Source organism: Ochrobactrum sp. 19YEA23, assembly GCF_029909865.1.
In the GTDB taxonomy this organism is placed as follows: domain Bacteria; phylum Pseudomonadota; class Alphaproteobacteria; order Rhizobiales; family Rhizobiaceae; genus Brucella; species Brucella gambitense.
Window position 1 is genome coordinate 197,042 of the sequence record NZ_JASAMQ010000004.1, and the last position, 16,112, is coordinate 213,153.

Below are 16,112 nucleotides of genomic sequence, written 5' to 3' on the forward strand. Positions count from 1 at the left end.
GCTATTTTCTACTCCGTTGAGGTCAAAAATAGCTCAATCCGGAAATTATCCTAGCTTCAAAACAGACCTTAAGAATGTGGCAGCCATGACCGCTCCTTCGGACGATATCGTATGTCCGACGCCGCGCAGAATATGGCAGGTGGAGTTCACACCAATTCCGACAAGGCGCGCATTTGCACCTTCGGATTCGCTTGCTGGAATGACCGTATCGATACTGCCGTGTACCAGCAGAGCCTGCGTCGCAAGGGTTGGCGTAAAGGGTTCGGGCGAAGCCAGTCTGCCGGAAAAGGCAACCACTGCTGCAATCGGCCAGCGCCCCGAAACAAGCGCATCAAGCGACATGATTGCGCCTTGTGAAAAACCGACGAGAGCCACTCGGTCGAGCTTATCGGCAAAGCCATGCTCGGCAATGATCCGCGTCAGAGTTTCATCAAAAACCGCACGCGCCTCGACAATCCGCTGTGGACGATTGGCAGACGTGACGCCGCTCACACTGAACCATTGATGCCCGGAACCGCCCTGATCGAAGGCAAAAGGTGCATCCGGCGCGGCAAACGCCGCACCGGGCAAGGCATCGGCCCAGAACTCGCCAAGCGAAGCGAGATCACCGCCGCGACTGCCGACACCGTGGAGAAAAATAACCAAAGAATGCATCTGTCTGTCATTCGCTTTCAAATGTGAACCGGGGCCAACCCCGGCAAATCAGGCCCAAGCGGCACGATGCCGGTGGGGTTCAGCGCTTTGATGGAATAGTAGCCGCGCTTGATGTGATCGATATTGACCGTTTCGCGAATGCCGGGAATATCCAGAATGCGCGTCAGCCAGGCGCTCAGCGCGGAATAATCAACCAGCCGACGCAGATTGCACTTGAACAGGCCGTGATAGGCCGCATCGAAGCGCACCAGAGTGACGAAGAGGCGGATATCCGTTTCGGTGAAATGTTCGCCAAACAGGAACGGTCCGCTGCCTGAAAGCCGTGCTTCCAGCTCGTCCAGCGTGCGGAAGACATCGCGGAAAGCTTCATCATAGGCGATCTGCGTGGTGGCAAAACCGGCCCGATAAACGCCATTGTTCAGGCTCGGATAAATATGCTCGTTCAGCGCATCAATTTCCGCCCGCAGCGGCTCCGGATAGAGATCGATATCGTTGTTGGCGAGATCGCCAAAGCCGGTGTTGAACATGCGGACGATATCGGCGGATTCATTGTTGACGATGGTTTTCGTCTTCTTGTCCCAGAGTACCGGCACGGTGGCGCGTCCCGTATAGTGGGGGTCAGCTTTGGTATAAAGCTCATGCATATAGGTCGCGCCGTTGAGGCTATCACGGTTGGAACCCGGATAGTCACCGAAACGCCAACCCTGATCCGTCAACGCTGGCTCCACGACGGAGATCGAAATGAGCTTGTCCAGCCCTTTCAGCTTGCGCGCAATCAGCGTGCGCGACGCCCACGGACAGATATAGGCCACATAGAGATGGTAGCGGTCGGCCTCGGCTTTGAAGCCCGCCTCGCCGGTCGGACCCGCGCTGCCGTCCGGGGTGACCCAGTTACGGAAGCCGGAAATCTGGCGCACGAAACCGCCTTTTTCATCCTTGGCCTGGACCGGTTGCCAGTCTTCAGTCCATTTTCCGTCTACGAGCATGGCATCTATCCTTGATGATCGGGAGAAGTGCGGAGAGGAGCATAGGTCACCTCCCCGCATTGCGGAACAGTGCGCTTTGGCGTCAGTTCGCGGATGCGCCCGGCTTCAACGCAAAAGCGCCGTTGCCTGCAAGCGCCACCACGGCAAGACCGACAATCCAGAATGCCGGGAATTCCCAACCGCCATTGGCATTGGTGAAGAAGAAGCCGGCTGCGCCGTGGACCGTGAAGATCGCACCGAGCAGGATCGGGATCAGAGCAGCAGCCGCAACACGCGGATAGACGCCGATTATCAGCGCGACGGCGCCAATGATTTCCCAGAGAATAGTAACATAGGCGAACCAACCCGGCAGACCCAGCGATCCGAAGAAGGCAGCCGTTCCGGCAGGGGTGAAGACGAAGAGTTTCAGACCCGCATGGGCCAGAAACAGAATGCCGAGTGCGAGACGCAGAATGAAGATCGCATAAGGCGCGGTACGATTGTCGATCACGATGAACCTCGTTTCAAAACAGTGATTGTTGAAACGGACGATCTCAAAAAAAGCGCTCGCTGATTAGCCGGGCAGAATGAAGCTAACTCCTTCCGATTTGGAAGGAATGAATAGCAATTATTGAAAAATCCCTTCAAATTAAGGCGCAAAGACACGCTTTTGGCGTGCCCTAAAGCCCTTCTAGAGACAGGTGAAATCGATCAGGCGACGATCTGCAACTCGGTGCAAATCCGGTTACGGCCCAGATCCTTGGCGCGATAAAGCGCTGCGTCGGCGCGACGGAAAACCGTTTCAAACCCGGAATCGGCTGCGGTTAAGAAGGCGATACCGGCACTTGTCGTGGTGCTGAATGGATCGCGTGTCGTGTCGAATGATGCGGACGCGAAAGTCTTGCGAATTTTATCAGCGGTCGCGAGAACATTCACATTGGATGTCTGCCGAAGGATCAGCACGAATTCCTCGCCGCCAATGCGCGCAATGATCGCGCCCGGCCCGGCATGGGCGCGGATGATGCTTGCGAATTCCAGCAATACGCGATCCCCGACCGTATGACCGTGACTGTCATTGATCGACTTGAATGCATCCAGATCGAAGACAATCACGGAATCGCCCGCACGCATCTCATCGACCGCCAGACAATCGTAAAGCGCCCGCCGGTTCAGCAGTCCCGTCAGGCTGTCGGTGCGCGCTTCATTGGCATGACGCCGCGCAATACGCGATTGCGTGAAGGTCAGCGACAATGCCCCGATGCCGGTAATGCCGATGAGCGCCATGATGGCATTGAAATCTTCTGCCAGATTGCTCGGCAGACTGGTCATGACCCATTGCTGTTGAAAGACAATGACGGAACCGCACAGGAAAAATGAAACCGCTGTCAGCAGATAGAGCGTCATCATACCGACCACCGGAACCGGGGCTTCGTGATAGACCGAGCCATATTCCTTGGCCGTGATGTAGAGCAGAAATGCAGCGACAAAATTGAAAGTCGCGATGCCAACGCCCACGAAGCCTAACAGGATGGGCAGCACAACAATGCCAATTGCGACGATGGACAGCAAAAGAAGAAAGCCTGTCGGCACCCGTCGGGCCGAAATTTGCTTTGCACCAACGAACAGAAAAACGAAACCGACGGTCATCAGGCTGAAAGCGATCACTGTCGAGGGAACGAGAGCGAGAAGACCCGAATAGCTGAGCACTGCACCGGAGCCGAGCAGGATCATGCCCAGGCAGCCCCAGAGCAGGAACTTGTCCAAACGGTTCTGATACCAGACGCTCAAAATCGTTAGCGCCACCGCAAGTGAACATAAGCCCGCTGCGAAAAATAGCGTGTTTTGGTCTAGCTCCAAGATTTAGCTCCGCACCCCTTAAAGCGCGTTCTGAACTGACCAAGTCAGACCGGCGCTCCAGCCACTTTTTCTCGCACACATTCTTCCCGGCAACCGCATTTTGCGGCTTACGGCGTGTGCTCTCGCCCATACAGAACCGGGAGTTTAGCGGCAGAACGTCAAAGAATCGATACTTACTTATTTAAGCTAAGGTCAAATTCTTACTTTCCTTGCAGGACTGGTTAAAAGTCTTTACTTAATCGCGCGGGCTCTGCATGCACCGGAAGCACGTTCCAAGGCGTCCCGACTTCAATCTTTTCAATGGGTTTCAGTCTTTTCCGGATATTCAGCTGTTACAGCACGCACGTCCCGAAGTCGGTGCATCACTCATCTGAATCAAGGTCGGCGTCGTCTGAACAGGTGATCCAACAACAGCGTCTGAGGCTCTACGCGCAGGATCATGATAATTCCTGTTGAAAATTATTACAGAAATTGCGTAGAAATTAGAAAAAATTACCACGAACGCAACCAACGGTCCCGATAGAACGGAACCAAATAGTACGCCTGCTACACAGGCCCGTTATATAGAATGCGAGTACCCGCCATGTCGGATCACAACCCGAACTCTCTTTCCCCAAATCGTCGTCAGTTTTTGCTTGGAGCAGGCAGCGCGCTGGCGCTTGGCGCGACCGCCAGTTTCTGGATGCCCGGTCAGGCGCGCGCACAGGACGCCACGCCACGCAAGGGCGGCCATCTGATCATGGGTCTCGACACGGCATCCAGTTCTGACCGTCTCGATCCGGCCTACTACCCCGAAGCCTACATGTATTCGGTGGGTTTCCAGCTCTTCAACACCTTGCTTGAGCCGACGCCGGATGGCCGCCTCTACGGCGCGCTCGTCGAAAGCTGGGAAGCAACCAAGCCGGATGCATCGCAGTGGGTTTTCCGTCTCAAGAAGGGCATCCAGTTCCACAACGGCAAGGAGCTGAAGGCCGAAGACGTCATCTACTCGCTGAACCACCATCGCGGCGAAAACAGCAATTCCGGCGGCAAGGGCTTCCTGCTCGCTGTCACGGAGTTGAAGGCGACCGATCCTTACGAAGTGACGATCACGCTCGACAAGGGCAATGCCGATTTCCCGGCAGCACTGACCGACGTGCATCTCGGCATTACGCCGCTCGATGCGGATTTCGACAAGGGCATCGGCACCGGCGCGTTCATTCTGGAAGATTTCCAGCCGGGCGTTCGTGCATTGACGCGTCGCAACCCGAATTACTGGGCGCCGGATCGCGCCAATGTGGAATCCGTCGAAACCATCGCCATGAGCGACGCGACCGCCCGCATGGCGGCGCTGCTGAGCGGACAGGTGCATATCGTCAATCGCGTGGACGCTCGTTCGGTAGGTCTCGTTTCATCGCGCCCCGGCGTGCAGATTCTGAAAACGCCTGAAAACACCATGTACTGCCTGCCGATGCGGGTCGATACGGCGCCTTTCGACAATAATGATGTGCGTTTGGCGCTGAAATACGCCATCGACCGCGAAGAATTGCAGAAGAGCATTCTCGGCGGCACTGGCTCGATTGGCAACGACAACCCGATTTCGTCGTCGAACCCTTACTACTCCAAGGATATTCCGCAGCGCGCCTATGACCCGGAAAAGGCAGCGTTCCACTTCAAGAAGTCCGGCTATAGCGGCAATATTCCGCTGGTGGTTTCGGAGAACGGTTTCCCCGGCGCGGTCGATGCGGCGCAGGTCTATCAGGCCGCCGCTGCCAAGGCCGGTATCACCATCGATGTGGAACGCGTCCCATCTGACGGTTACTGGGATGAAATCTGGCTGAAGCGTCCGTTCGTCGCCTCCAACTGGGCCGTTCGCCCGACCGCCGATGCGATGCTTTCGATGATCCTGCAGTCGGACGCACCGTGGAACGAAACCGCCTGGAAGAATGAAGCTTTCGACAAGCTGCTTGCCGAAGCCCGCGTTGAACTGGACGAGGAAAAGCGCAAGAAAATCTACCACGACATTCAGGTCATCATGGTGGATGAAGGCGGCGAAATCATCCCGCTCTTCGCCGACAATCTTGCTGCCGCGACCGACAAGATCAAGGGCTTTACCCCGACGCCGTCCGGCGGCGACATGAGCGGTTATCGTCTGGCCGAAAAAATCTGGTTCGAAGAATAATCGGGTCTCATTTAAAAGCTTCAACGCTTTCTTGAGCCAAGGCCTCCTTGCTGACACATCAGCAAGGAGGCCTTTTTCGTTTCAGCCGAGCACTTCCGTTACGGCAGCAAACATCTTGCCCATCAAGCGTGTGTTTGCTTCTGCTAATGCAGGCGCAGATTTCGATTCGGAGCCGGACGAAAATGAGGGGCTTTGCATGAAGATTAGTCTTGCACTGGCAATGGCGGCATTTGCACCGCTACCCGCGATGGCGAATTGTATTCCGCCGTGGCAGACGCAATTTGCCTGCAACATTCCGGATCGCAACGCCCGCGCCGAGTTTTGCCGCATTGCCGACACCAAGGCCAATCCGGGCAAGAAGGAAGCCTATTACAGCTATGCGACCGGCTCCGGCCCGACCGAACTTTATTTCGAGACTGACAACACCCTGTTCTCGACCAAAGACACCAATATCAACCATCCGACCGACATGACGATGGCGATCGGCTATGCGCGCGGCGACTATGTCTACGCTTTCGTCGTGACGGAAGACAACCGGATTCCGGACCGCATAAGGGATGCGGAAGTGCGCGTTTATAAAACAATCGACGCCTTTTCAAACGACAAGAAAGACACGGAGATCATGCGGCTTTATTGCGAATCCGCCTCCATTCTAGCCGACCGCGACAGCATTCGGCCCTGACGGGGCCATTATCTGCCCCGCATCTGTTCGCCAGCGTTCTTGGCAAAACGCAGGTTCCAGAAAGTCGCTGTCAGTGAAATGCCGGTCACGACGAGAAATGCCGTCGAAAAGTCGGACATGACGGGCACGTCGTGCGCATGAAGGTTCATGGATGCATGAAGAACCAGCGCCGCCACGCAAACACCGACTGACAGCATGAGCTGCTGAAACGTCGAGTAAAAGCTGTTGGCCGAACTCATACGCTTTGCGTCCACCCTGTCATAGGCCACCGTGTTATAGGCAGTAAACTGGAACGACATTGAAAAGCCCGACATGGCAAGCACGATGAAAATCAGCCAGTGCGGCCATTCCGGTGTGAAGAAAGCGCAGATCGCATAGCTGCACGCGGAGAATATGCCGTTGACCACCAGCGACTGCCGGAAGCCGAATCGCCGGATGATCCGCGGCGCAAAGGCTTTCATCGCCAGCGCGCCAAGCGCGGTCGCAAGCACCATGTTGCCCGCCGCCACGGCCGACAGGCCAAAGCCGATCTGAAGCATCAGTGGCAGCAGAAACGGATGTGCGCCCTGCGTGATGCGGGTGATCGACCCCGCAATCATTGATGTCCCGAAGCTCTCAATCCGCATCAGCGAGAAATCGAGCATTGGTGCGGGATGACGGCGCGAATGGACAATTGTGGCAACGCCGAAAACAACGCCAACGACAAACAGCTTCAGCGCGAGGTTCCCTTCCCCCGGATTGCTCGCCGTTTCCAGGCTGAACAGCAAAGCGCCAAGCGCAATACCCGACAGGATCAGACCCACGAAATCGAAAGGTTCGCGCGTTTCGCTTTTATATTCACCGATATAAAGCGACACGAAAACCATGCCCAGAATACCGATGGGAACATTGATGTAGAAAATCCAGCGCCAGTCCAGAAATGTCACGAACAGACCGCCAAGCGGCGGCCCGAGAATAGGGCCCATAAGCGCGGGCACCAGCATCCACGACATGGCGGCGATAAGGTCCTTGCGTTCCACCGAACGGATAAGCACCAGACGGCCGACCGGCAGCATCATCGCACCGCCTGCGCCCTGCAACAGCCGGGCCGCGACCAGACATGGCAGGTTTGGCGCTTGCGCGCAGAGCACGGAACCCAGAATGAAGATTGCAATCGCGAAACGGAAAACCGTACGCGTGCCGAAGCGGTCGGCGATCTTGCCGCTTGCCGGGATGAAAATCGCGAGACTGAGCAGATAGGAGGTCAGCGCAACACTCATTGAAGGCGCACCGACACCGAAATCACGCGCCATGGTCGGGAGCGCGGTGGCCAGAATGGTTGCGTCGAGCTGTTCCATCAGCATCGCACTGGCAACAATCAGCGCAATGATGCGAAAATTGCTCTTGCCCTCCGAAGCTGCGGCTTCGGCGGTTGAACTCTGGCTCTCGAGGCTGATACTCATGGCTATTCCAGCTCAGCAGGCAATAAACGGGCGACCGCCATCACATGCTGATGGCGGAGATTTCACGAACCTGGCTTATCTATCCGGGAAAGGTGATGCGCGCCTTTTGGAGATATCCATGCCGCAAACGACGGTCGGCTCAAAAGAAACTGCGAGCAATAAACAATCGTGCTGACCGTTGACGGCATATATCACAGATAACGGCAAAACAAAGCCGCTCAAGAGAATTTGACTTGGGCTTCAATTATGGATCAGGGCGTTGTCGAGCTTGTGGTGCGTTTGAGCGACAGGCTCCGCTCCCGGAACATGCAGAACAAGCCAGCACCGACAACGATGAAAGAGCCGGCAACAATATTCCACGTGAAGGTTTCGTGGAAAACCAGCGTCGCAACGATAGCGCCGATGACCAGCTGGAAGTAGGTCAGCGGCTGCAGTTCGCCCGCTTCAACAATATGATAAGCGCAGATCAGGCAACTGTGGGCCGAAACGCCGCAAATGCACAACAGCGCCATCCACGGCAAATCCTGCCACGCGATTGGCTCCATATAGAAGACGCCGATGACCGTCAGCACCACGAAACCAACGATGCCTGTGTAGAAGACACTGGTCACCGCGCCGTCGTCCTTGCTGACCGCTCGTGTTGCCACGGCATAGATCGCCAATGTGAAGGCCGCGGCCACGGCGAACAGAATGTTAGCATCAAAATGTGCATTGATTGGATTAATGATCAGAAGCACACCGCACAGGCCTATGATGATCGCCACCCAGCGACGCCAATCAATCCTTTCGCCGAGAATTGGTACGGAAAGCACGGTGACCAGCAAAGGCACGCCCTGGAAAATCGATTGAGCGGTGGCCAACCCGGCCCGGCTCAAGCCAAAAATGGCAAAGACCACGCCGACCGCCAGCATGACGCTGCGGGCGAGCTGAAGAAAGGGACGCTTCGAGGAAGCTGCCTTGATAATTCCCCCGGATCGCCTGGCCAGCAATATGACGAACGCAGCGAAAACCCAATAACGGATCATAGCGACGAAGATCGGCGAGTAATGCGTACCAAGATACTTCGATATACCGTTCTGCACCCCAAAAATGGACACCGAGACAAGCTTGAATAGGTAGCCTTGGCTTTTGGGGCTCATACGCAATACTCAAAACCGCCCGTAACAGGTGAAAATCTGCCTAAAGGTATGAGTTTGAGTAACCGCTAAAGAATCCGATTGATACAACGAAACCCGTTATTTTTCGCAGTCGCAAGCGGAGGAATTTGAATTCGTTTACGGCTCAGGGCGTTGTCGAGCTCGTGGTGCGTTTGAGCGACAGGCTCCGCTCCCGGAACATGGAGAAGAGACCCGCGCTGACAACTATGAAGGCGCCAGCAATGACGTTCCACGTCAAGGTTTCGTGGAAAACCAGCGTCGCGATAAAAGCGCCGATCACCAGCTGGAGATACGTCAGCGGCTGCACCTCGCCTGCTTCCAGAATGTCATAAGCACGGATGAGGCAATAATGGCTGGAAATGCCGCAAACGCAGAGCGCCGCCATCCAGAACCAGTCATGCGGCGCGATGGGCACGAGATAAAAGAAACCCACCGCCGTAAGCACCACGACGCCGCCGATCCCCGTATAGAAGAAGCTGGTCATGGCGTCGTCGTCGCGGCTGACCGCGCGCGTCGCGACCGCATAGATCGCGAACATGAAGGTTGCAGCGACAGAAAACAGAATATTGGCGTCGAAATGGGCCTTGACCGGATTGATGATCAAAAGCACGCCGCACAGACCGACTATAATCGCCGTCCAGCGACGCCAGCCAACCTTTTCGCCGAGAAAAGGCACCGAAAGCATGGTCACCAGCAAAGGCGCGCCTTGAAAGACAGACTGCGCCATGGCCATTCCGGCGCGGCTGAGACCGAAGATGAAGGTGACGATTTCCGCAGCCAGGATCACGCCGCGAGTGATCTGCAAAAAGGGGCGCTTCGTGGATGCCGCCTTGGCGATACCGCCAGAGCGAATGGCCAGCAGAATGACAAATGCGGCAAAAACCCAATAACGGATCATCGTGATGAAGATCGGCGAGTAGTGCGTGCCAAGATATTTCGAAATGCCATCCTGCACCGCGAAAATGGCAACCGCGAGGATCGTGAAGAAGTAGCCTTGGCTCTTGGGGGTCATGCGCCATACTCGAAGCCACCCGAAACGGGCGACTGTCTGTCTTGAGGGGAATGAGTGTGAGTAATCCGAACTGTGATCGATTACCACAGCAAAGCCCATTATTTTTCGCACGCGACCGCGAAGAAGCGCGATTTCGCTCACTTTTTCAGTTGAGGAAGCCTTACGCGCTTATCTCTCTCGAATAGCTCGCCTTTTGTATCGCCTGTCCGGTCAGGCACGGAGCGAATGTTGCAGCCTGTCGCATGATGTGCACGCGAAATAAGGAACCGACCCTGTGCAGGCCGGTTAACTCACCGCTGCGGGGCAAGCTAGAAAGTGAGACTACGACATGAAAAAGGCTCTTATTCTTACAACGGCAGCGTTTCTTGCGACCACCGGTCTGGCCGTCGCGCAAGATGCCGTCATTATCGAAGTGCCCCAGTCTGCACGCGACTATGTCATCGCCCATCCCGTCGATCCGGTCGTCATTCAAGACGATGTCGGTGAAGGTTATGTCGTGCCGGAAGCTGTTGTCGTGCGCCCCATCCCCGATAATCCCGACTTCGGCTATATTTATGTGAACGGTGAACCGGTCATCGTTTCGATGCAGAACCGTCAGGTGGTCTATTATGACGAAGCGCCCAATGCAGGGCCGCCCGTACCCGTCGTACCGGACGATGTGGTGACCTTCGTGGAGAACAACCCGACGCAACCCATTGCCATTGATGGTGATGTGGCCGAGGGCATGGTGATCCCGGAAGATGTGCCGCTTATGGCCGTCCCTGATCAGCCGAAATATTCCTATGTCTATATCGATCAGCGACCAGCGCTCGTAGAGCCGCAGACGCGTCGCGTTATCTGGGTGAAGTAACACGCATTTGGTCCCCGCGCTTTCAAGCGCGGGGATTCTCGAGTTTCAGCCTGTTTTCGGCGGGCTCACGAACCGGCCTCATAATCCTCTGCCGCTTTTATCGAAGTCGTTGGCCGCATCCACCGCATAAGCCTCTTGTTCTGCGGCTGGTGGCGTCCGGCCAACCACTTGCCCCACCCCAAAACGGTGCACCTGCTCACAGCATACAATCATTAGCGACTTGCGCGATCCCGCCCACATAAAATATAGATAATTTAAGAATCATATCTATTAAAATTGGGATGAGCAGTTAGATGATTGAGATTAATGAGATAATCAGCGAAAAACTGACCCCTGATTCAAGCGAGCAACAAACCGAGTCGCTCAATCTTGCTAGAATTATCTATAATTTGCCATTCATAGAGCTCGTCTTCCGCGCGCAGGAAATACACCGACAGCATTTCGATCCAGACGCCATTCAGATGAGCAGGCTGCTTTCAATCAAGACGGGCGGCTGTGCGGAGGATTGCGGCTATTGCAGCCAGTCGGCGCATTATCCAACCGGATTGAAGGCTTCCAAGCTGATGGAAGTCGAGCGCGTACTGTCGGAAGCCCGCAAAGCGCAGGAAGGCGGCGCAACGCGCTATTGCATGGGCGCGGCCTGGCGCAGTCCCAAGGACCGCGACATGGATATGCTTGTCGCGATGGTTGAGGGCGTCAAGGCAATGGGCATGGAAACTTGCATGACGCTTGGCATGCTGTCGCCCGAACAATCGGCACGCCTTTCCGACGCCGGGCTTGATTATTACAACCACAACATCGACACGTCGGAGCGGTTTTATACCGAGATCATCACCACCCGCACTTTTGCAGACCGACTGGAAACACTGGCGAATGTCCGCGATGCAGGAATCAAGGTCTGCGCAGGCGGCATTCTCGGCATGGGCGAGACCGTAGACGACCGAATTTCAATGCTGGTCACGCTGGCCAATCTGCCGACACCGCCCGAAAGCGTGCCCATCAATATGTTGATCCCTATTCCCGGATCGCGCCTGGCCAATGCCCAGCCAATCGACCCGTTTGATTTCATACGCACCATTGCACTGGCCCGCATTCTCATGCCCACATCCTATGTGCGGCTCTCCGCGGGTCGCACCGACATGAGCGATGAAATGCAGGCGCTTTGCTTCTTTGCCGGAGCCAATTCGATCTTTGTCGGCGATACGCTGCTGACTGCCGATAATCCCGGCGAAGATCACGATAGCGCACTTTTCCGCCGACTTGGCCTCAAGCCGATGACTATGGAGCAACTCCGTTGAGCAATACGGCATTGTCCCATTATCAGGCGAAGCTGGATAGTTTTGAGCGAAAATCGCGCCTGCGCGCCCTCTCCGCGCACACGGGCATTGATTTCACCTCGAACGACTATCTGGGCCTCGCCAACTCACCGCGCCTTAAAGCCGCTATCACTGCCGCGCTCGACCGGGGCGTTCCAGTTGGCGCAGGCGGATCGCGGCTGCTGCGCGGCAACCATATCGAGCATGAGGCACTGGAAGCGGAAGCCGCAGCCTTTTTCGACGCTGAGAAGGTGCTGTATTTCGGCACGGGTTTTGCGGCCAATACGGCGCTTTTCGCGACCTTGCCGCAACGCGGCGACCTGATCGTCTGCGACGCACTGATCCATGCCAGCGTCCATGAAGGCATAGCATTGAGCAAGGCGGACACTGTCTTTGCAGCGCATAACGATGTCAGTGCTTTCGACGCGGCAATCAGCGACTGGCGACGCAAAGGCGGCAAAGGACATCCGTGGATTGCAGTCGAAAGTCTTTATTCCATGGACGGAGATAGCGCTCCCATCGCAGAACTGGGCGAACTGGCAGATCGTCACGACGGGTTTCTGGTGATCGACGAAGCCCATGCGACCGGCATTTTTGGCCCGCAAGGACGTGGACTGGTGGCGAATATTGAAAATCGCGACAATGTGCTGGTGCTGCACACATGCGGCAAGGCAATGGGTCTGTCCGGCGCACTGCTGCAATTGCCCGCCATACTGGGCGACTATCTGGTCAACCGCGCCCGCAACTTCATCTATTCGACTGCACCGTCACCCTTGATGGCGGCGGGTGTGCGTGAGGCATTGCGCATAATTGCCGACGAGCCAGAACGTCGCCAGCAACTGCAGGGTCTGACAAACCTTGCCGGATCGCTCGTGGTTTCACGTTTGGGCCTCAAGCCAAGCGGCTCGCAAATCATGCCGATCCTGATCGGTGACAATTTGCACGCCATGCGCATTGCCGAAGCGATGCGTGCCGAAGGGTTCGATATCCGGGCGATCCGCCCTCCGACTGTGCCGGAAGGAACCGCACGGCTTAGACTATCCATCACGCTTAATGTCAGTGAAAGCCAGATCCACCAGATGTTCGACCGGCTTTCCATCGTAATGGGGAAAGACAGACCATGACAACGCGCTTCGTCGTCTCCGGCACTGATACCGGCATCGGCAAGACGGTCTTTTCAGCCGCACTCACCGTCGCCCTCAATGGCTACTATTGGAAGCCGGTGCAATCTGGTCTGGACGAGGAAACCGATAGTCAGGCGGTTGCGCGGCTTGCCGGCCTGCCTCAAAGCCGCATCTTGCCGGAAGTCTACAAGCTCACGGCACCGCTTTCGCCGCATCAGTCAGCAGCGCTGGACGGCAAGGCGATTTCCGCCGATGCATTCACCGTGCCCGCGACAGACGGCCCGTTGGTCATAGAAGGCGCTGGCGGGTTGCTGGTGCCGCTCTCGGACAATCTGGTTTTTGCCGACATATTCGCCCGATGGAAAATCCCGGTCATTCTCTGCGCCCGCACCAATCTCGGCACGATCAATCACACGCTTCTGTCCATAGAAGCGCTAAAGCATCGCCGCATACCAATATGCGGCATCGCCTTCATCAGTGACGAGAATATAGAAACCCAGCGCATCATCGCGAAAATGAGCGGGGTGCGCGTTCTTGGTCGCCTGCCGTTCCTGCCCGAACCGAGCGGAAACGCGTTGCGACAAGCCTTTGAGGACAGCTTTGATCTAAGCAGTTTCGCGGAGGTGTGGGCATGAAGCGACAAACTGTCTGGCACCCCTTCACCCAGCATGCGCTGGAACCGGAGATGCAACGCATCGTATCGACGGAGGGCGCTTATCTAATCGACGAGAGCGGCCAGCGTATTCTCGATGCGATTTCCTCCTGGTGGGTCATCACCCATGGCCATCGGCACCCAGAAATCATGCAGGTTATCCGCAGCGCGACGGAAAATTTCGACCAGATCATCTTTGCCGAATACTCCCACGCACCAGCCGAACAACTGGCGGAAGGACTGATTGAAATCGCGCCGCCCGGACTGCACCATGTCTTTTATTCGGACAGCGGCTCGACAGCGGTGGAAGTCGCGCTGAAAATGGCGCTCGGCTATTTTCACAATACAGGTCAGGCGCGCGACCGTATCGTTGTGATGGAACACGGCTATCATGGTGACACCATCGGCACCATGTCCACCGGCGAACGCGGTGTGTTCAACGCCGCCTACGAACCTTTGCTATTTGGCGTCGACCGGCTGCCCTTTCCGGAAAAAGGCAACGAGCAGCGCACGCTCGACATGTTTGAGCACCATTGCAGGTCAGGCCGCGTAGCGGCATTGCTGATAGAACCGCTTATTCTCGGTGCTGGCGGCATGAAAACCTATCGCCCTGCCCTGCTGACGGCGCTGAAAGAAATCGCCGAACGTTTCGGCTGTCTGCTGATCGCCGATGAGGTGATGACCGGCTGGGGACGAACCGGAACGCTATTTGCCTGCGAGCAGGCACGCATCACACCGGATATTATGTGCGTGTCCAAGGGACTGACCGGCGGCGCGCTGCCGCTGGCCGCAACGCTCTGCACATCGGCGATCTTCGACGCGCATCTTTCGACCGACCGACGTAAAACCTTCTTTCACTCAAGCTCCTACACGGCCAACCCCATTGCCTGCGCAGCGGCTGTCGCCAATCTGGAAGTCTGGCGACAGGAACCGGTGCTAAGCCGCATCCGCTCTATCGAAGAGTTTCATGAACACAATCTGACGCGATTTGCTGGAGACCAGCGCTTTGCGAATATCCGACAGGCGGGAACGATTGCGGCGCTCGATATCGTCGCACCCGCTGGCGGCTATCTCGCGGAGATCGGCCAGCACATGCGCAAATTGTTCCGTGAACGCAACTTGCTGATCCGGCCGCTCGGCAATGTGCTCTATCTGATGCCGCCTTATTGCGTGACCAGTGCGGAACTAGCCCATATTTACGACGCGGTGGACGAAGTGGCATCTATCGTGACGGGGCAACCGCAATGAGCCTTTGCCGTTCCTCCCGCATGGCCGGTTTCGGTCATGCGGTGCCTGAACGCCGCGTCGAGAACGGTGAGATCGAACAACGGCTCGGTCTCGAACCCGGCTGGATCGAAGGCCGCACGGGCATCCGCTCGCGCTATTGGGCTGAAGATAGCGAGACATTAAGCGGGCTTGCGGCCGTGGCCGGAGATATGGCGCTCAATCGTGCCGCCATTGCCCGCGCAGATATTGCGCTAACTTTGCTTGCCACTTCAACACCGGACCATCTGCTGCCGCCGTCAGCCCCTTTGCTGGCGCACAAGCTCGGCCTTGTGCGGTCGGGTGCCAATGATCTGGCAGGCGGATGTGCGGGTTTTCTCTACGCCCTCACCCTCGCCGACAGCTTTGTCCGTGCGTACAACCGTCCGGTGCTTGTGGTCGCCGCCAATATTCTGAGCCGTCGCATAAACCCTGTTGAACGCGCAAGCGCCGTCCTCTTTGCCGATGCGGCAGGAGCGGTCGTGCTTGTACCGGATCAAGACCCGCGACGTGGTTTCTTATCCGCTGATCTGTCTTCCGACGGAAGCGGTTATGATTTGATTTCGATTCCATCCGGCGGCAGCAACCGGCCATTCTCGCCCGACATGGCACCCGGGCAATTTCTAATGTCGATGCAGAACGGTCGCGAGGTGTTTTCCCGTGCAGTCGATCTGATGACCGCCACCTCCAGAAATGTGCTGAAAGCAGCTCGTATCGAAGCCGCTCGCATTGACCGTTTCGTACCGCATCAGGCCAATGCGCGCATGTTCGATGCTGTTGCGCATAATCTGGACATCGATCCGGCTAAAACGGTCCGGACTATCGCGACCTACGGCAACTCCTCCGCTGCGACCATTCCGCTGTCGCTCTCGGTCGCCAATGAAACACGACCCTTTGCAGAAGGCGAGACCCTTTTGCTGACCGCTGCGGGCGCCGGTATGATGGGCGGCGCAGCGGTCTATCTTGCCTGAGTCCCC

Annotated in this window: 15 protein-coding genes; 8 read left to right on the forward strand and 7 right to left on the reverse strand. The window is 56.6% G+C overall.

All coding sequences use genetic code 11. The features are described 5' to 3' along the window. Nucleotides 1-45 precede the first annotated feature (45 nt). The 4 genes from QBD01_RS12505 to QBD01_RS12520 form a co-directional block, all read right to left on the reverse strand. Nucleotides 46-675: a dienelactone hydrolase family protein gene (locus QBD01_RS12505; RefSeq protein WP_280993069.1), complete on the reverse strand. Its 630-nt coding sequence runs from the start codon at nucleotides 673-675 to the stop codon at nucleotides 46-48. Next, nucleotides 672-1,640, reverse strand: coding sequence for a glutathione S-transferase family protein (locus QBD01_RS12510; protein ID WP_280993070.1), 969 nt, complete (start codon nucleotides 1,638-1,640; stop codon nucleotides 672-674). The genes QBD01_RS12505 and QBD01_RS12510 overlap by 4 nt, the downstream gene beginning before the upstream one ends. Before the next feature lie 82 nt (nucleotides 1,641-1,722). Then, the gene (locus tag QBD01_RS12515) at nucleotides 1,723-2,130 is read right to left on the reverse strand and encodes a DoxX family protein (RefSeq protein WP_182519834.1); all 408 of its coding nucleotides are present in this window, start codon (nucleotides 2,128-2,130) and stop codon (nucleotides 1,723-1,725) included. A gap of 200 nt (nucleotides 2,131-2,330) precedes the next feature. Continuing rightward, complete coding sequence (locus QBD01_RS12520; protein WP_280993071.1) at nucleotides 2,331-3,476, reverse strand: GGDEF domain-containing protein; 1,146 nt, start codon at nucleotides 3,474-3,476, stop codon at nucleotides 2,331-2,333. A gap of 583 nt (nucleotides 3,477-4,059) precedes the next feature. Between QBD01_RS12520 and QBD01_RS12525 the strand changes: the two genes are divergently transcribed. Beyond that, nucleotides 4,060-5,637, forward strand: coding sequence for an ABC transporter substrate-binding protein (locus QBD01_RS12525; RefSeq protein ID WP_280993072.1), 1,578 nt, complete (start codon nucleotides 4,060-4,062; stop codon nucleotides 5,635-5,637). Nucleotides 5,638-5,833: 196 nt separating this feature from the next. After that, nucleotides 5,834-6,319 carry a hypothetical protein gene (locus QBD01_RS12530; protein WP_280993073.1) on the forward strand — a complete coding sequence of 162 codons (486 nt, stop codon included), beginning with the start codon at nucleotides 5,834-5,836 and terminating at the stop codon, nucleotides 6,317-6,319. An 8-nt stretch (nucleotides 6,320-6,327) separates the two neighbouring features. Here the strand turns inward: QBD01_RS12530 and QBD01_RS12535 are convergent, their stop codons facing one another. From QBD01_RS12535 to QBD01_RS12545, 3 genes are all read right to left on the reverse strand, one after another. Next, nucleotides 6,328-7,761 carry a DHA2 family efflux MFS transporter permease subunit gene (locus tag QBD01_RS12535; RefSeq protein WP_280993074.1) on the reverse strand — a complete coding sequence of 478 codons (1,434 nt, stop codon included), beginning with the start codon at nucleotides 7,759-7,761 and terminating at the stop codon, nucleotides 6,328-6,330. Between the two features lie 251 nt (nucleotides 7,762-8,012). Further along, nucleotides 8,013-8,900: a DMT family transporter gene (locus tag QBD01_RS12540; RefSeq protein ID WP_280993075.1), complete on the reverse strand. Its 888-nt coding sequence runs from the start codon at nucleotides 8,898-8,900 to the stop codon at nucleotides 8,013-8,015. 142 nt (nucleotides 8,901-9,042) lie between these two features. Continuing rightward, a complete protein-coding gene (locus QBD01_RS12545; protein ID WP_280993076.1) occupies nucleotides 9,043-9,930 on the reverse strand; it encodes a DMT family transporter in 888 nt (295 codons plus the stop codon). Nucleotides 9,931-10,258: 328 nt separating this feature from the next. Between QBD01_RS12545 and QBD01_RS12550 the strand changes: the two genes are divergently transcribed. From QBD01_RS12550 to QBD01_RS12575, 6 genes are all read left to right on the forward strand, one after another. After that, complete coding sequence (locus QBD01_RS12550; protein WP_280993077.1) at nucleotides 10,259-10,780, forward strand: DUF1236 domain-containing protein; 522 nt, start codon at nucleotides 10,259-10,261, stop codon at nucleotides 10,778-10,780. 302 nt (nucleotides 10,781-11,082) lie between these two features. Next, complete coding sequence (bioB, locus tag QBD01_RS12555; RefSeq protein WP_392391405.1) at nucleotides 11,083-12,078, forward strand: biotin synthase BioB; 996 nt, start codon at nucleotides 11,083-11,085, stop codon at nucleotides 12,076-12,078. Next, nucleotides 12,075-13,220, forward strand: coding sequence for an 8-amino-7-oxononanoate synthase (locus QBD01_RS12560; protein WP_280993079.1), 1,146 nt, complete (start codon nucleotides 12,075-12,077; stop codon nucleotides 13,218-13,220). Before bioB ends, QBD01_RS12560 begins: the two co-directional genes overlap by 4 nt. Further along, on the forward strand, nucleotides 13,217-13,855 hold the full coding sequence (gene bioD / locus QBD01_RS12565; RefSeq protein WP_280993080.1) for a dethiobiotin synthase: 639 nt from the start codon (nucleotides 13,217-13,219) through the stop codon (nucleotides 13,853-13,855). The genes QBD01_RS12560 and bioD overlap by 4 nt, the downstream gene beginning before the upstream one ends. After that, complete coding sequence (locus QBD01_RS12570; RefSeq protein WP_280993081.1) at nucleotides 13,852-15,120, forward strand: adenosylmethionine--8-amino-7-oxononanoate transaminase; 1,269 nt, start codon at nucleotides 13,852-13,854, stop codon at nucleotides 15,118-15,120. The genes bioD and QBD01_RS12570 overlap by 4 nt, the downstream gene beginning before the upstream one ends. Continuing rightward, on the forward strand, nucleotides 15,117-16,106 hold the full coding sequence (locus QBD01_RS12575) for a beta-ketoacyl-ACP synthase III (protein ID WP_280993082.1): 990 nt from the start codon (nucleotides 15,117-15,119) through the stop codon (nucleotides 16,104-16,106). The genes QBD01_RS12570 and QBD01_RS12575 overlap by 4 nt, the downstream gene beginning before the upstream one ends. Nucleotides 16,107-16,112 lie beyond the last annotated feature (6 nt).

Bases quoted from the DNA above. Each gene is read 5' to 3' on its own strand.
- QBD01_RS12540 (WP_280993075.1), bottom strand. From the start codon at position 8,900: ATGAGCCCCAAAAGCCAAGGCTACCTATTCAAGCTTGTCTCGGTGTCC.
- QBD01_RS12530 (WP_280993073.1), top strand. From the start codon at position 5,834: ATGAAGATTAGTCTTGCACTGGCAATGGCGGCATTTGCACCGCTACCC.
- QBD01_RS12510 (WP_280993070.1), bottom strand. From the start codon at position 1,640: ATGCTCGTAGACGGAAAATGGACTGAAGACTGGCAACCGGTCCAGGCC.
- QBD01_RS12570 (WP_280993081.1), top strand. From the start codon at position 13,852: ATGAAGCGACAAACTGTCTGGCACCCCTTCACCCAGCATGCGCTGGAA.
- QBD01_RS12535 (WP_280993074.1), bottom strand. From the start codon at position 7,761: ATGAGTATCAGCCTCGAGAGCCAGAGTTCAACCGCCGAAGCCGCAGCT.
- bioD (WP_280993080.1), top strand. From the start codon at position 13,217: ATGACAACGCGCTTCGTCGTCTCCGGCACTGATACCGGCATCGGCAAG.
- QBD01_RS12550 (WP_280993077.1), top strand. From the start codon at position 10,259: ATGAAAAAGGCTCTTATTCTTACAACGGCAGCGTTTCTTGCGACCACC.
- QBD01_RS12575 (WP_280993082.1), top strand. From the start codon at position 15,117: ATGAGCCTTTGCCGTTCCTCCCGCATGGCCGGTTTCGGTCATGCGGTG.
- QBD01_RS12545 (WP_280993076.1), bottom strand. From the start codon at position 9,930: ATGACCCCCAAGAGCCAAGGCTACTTCTTCACGATCCTCGCGGTTGCC.
- QBD01_RS12525 (WP_280993072.1), top strand. From the start codon at position 4,060: ATGTCGGATCACAACCCGAACTCTCTTTCCCCAAATCGTCGTCAGTTT.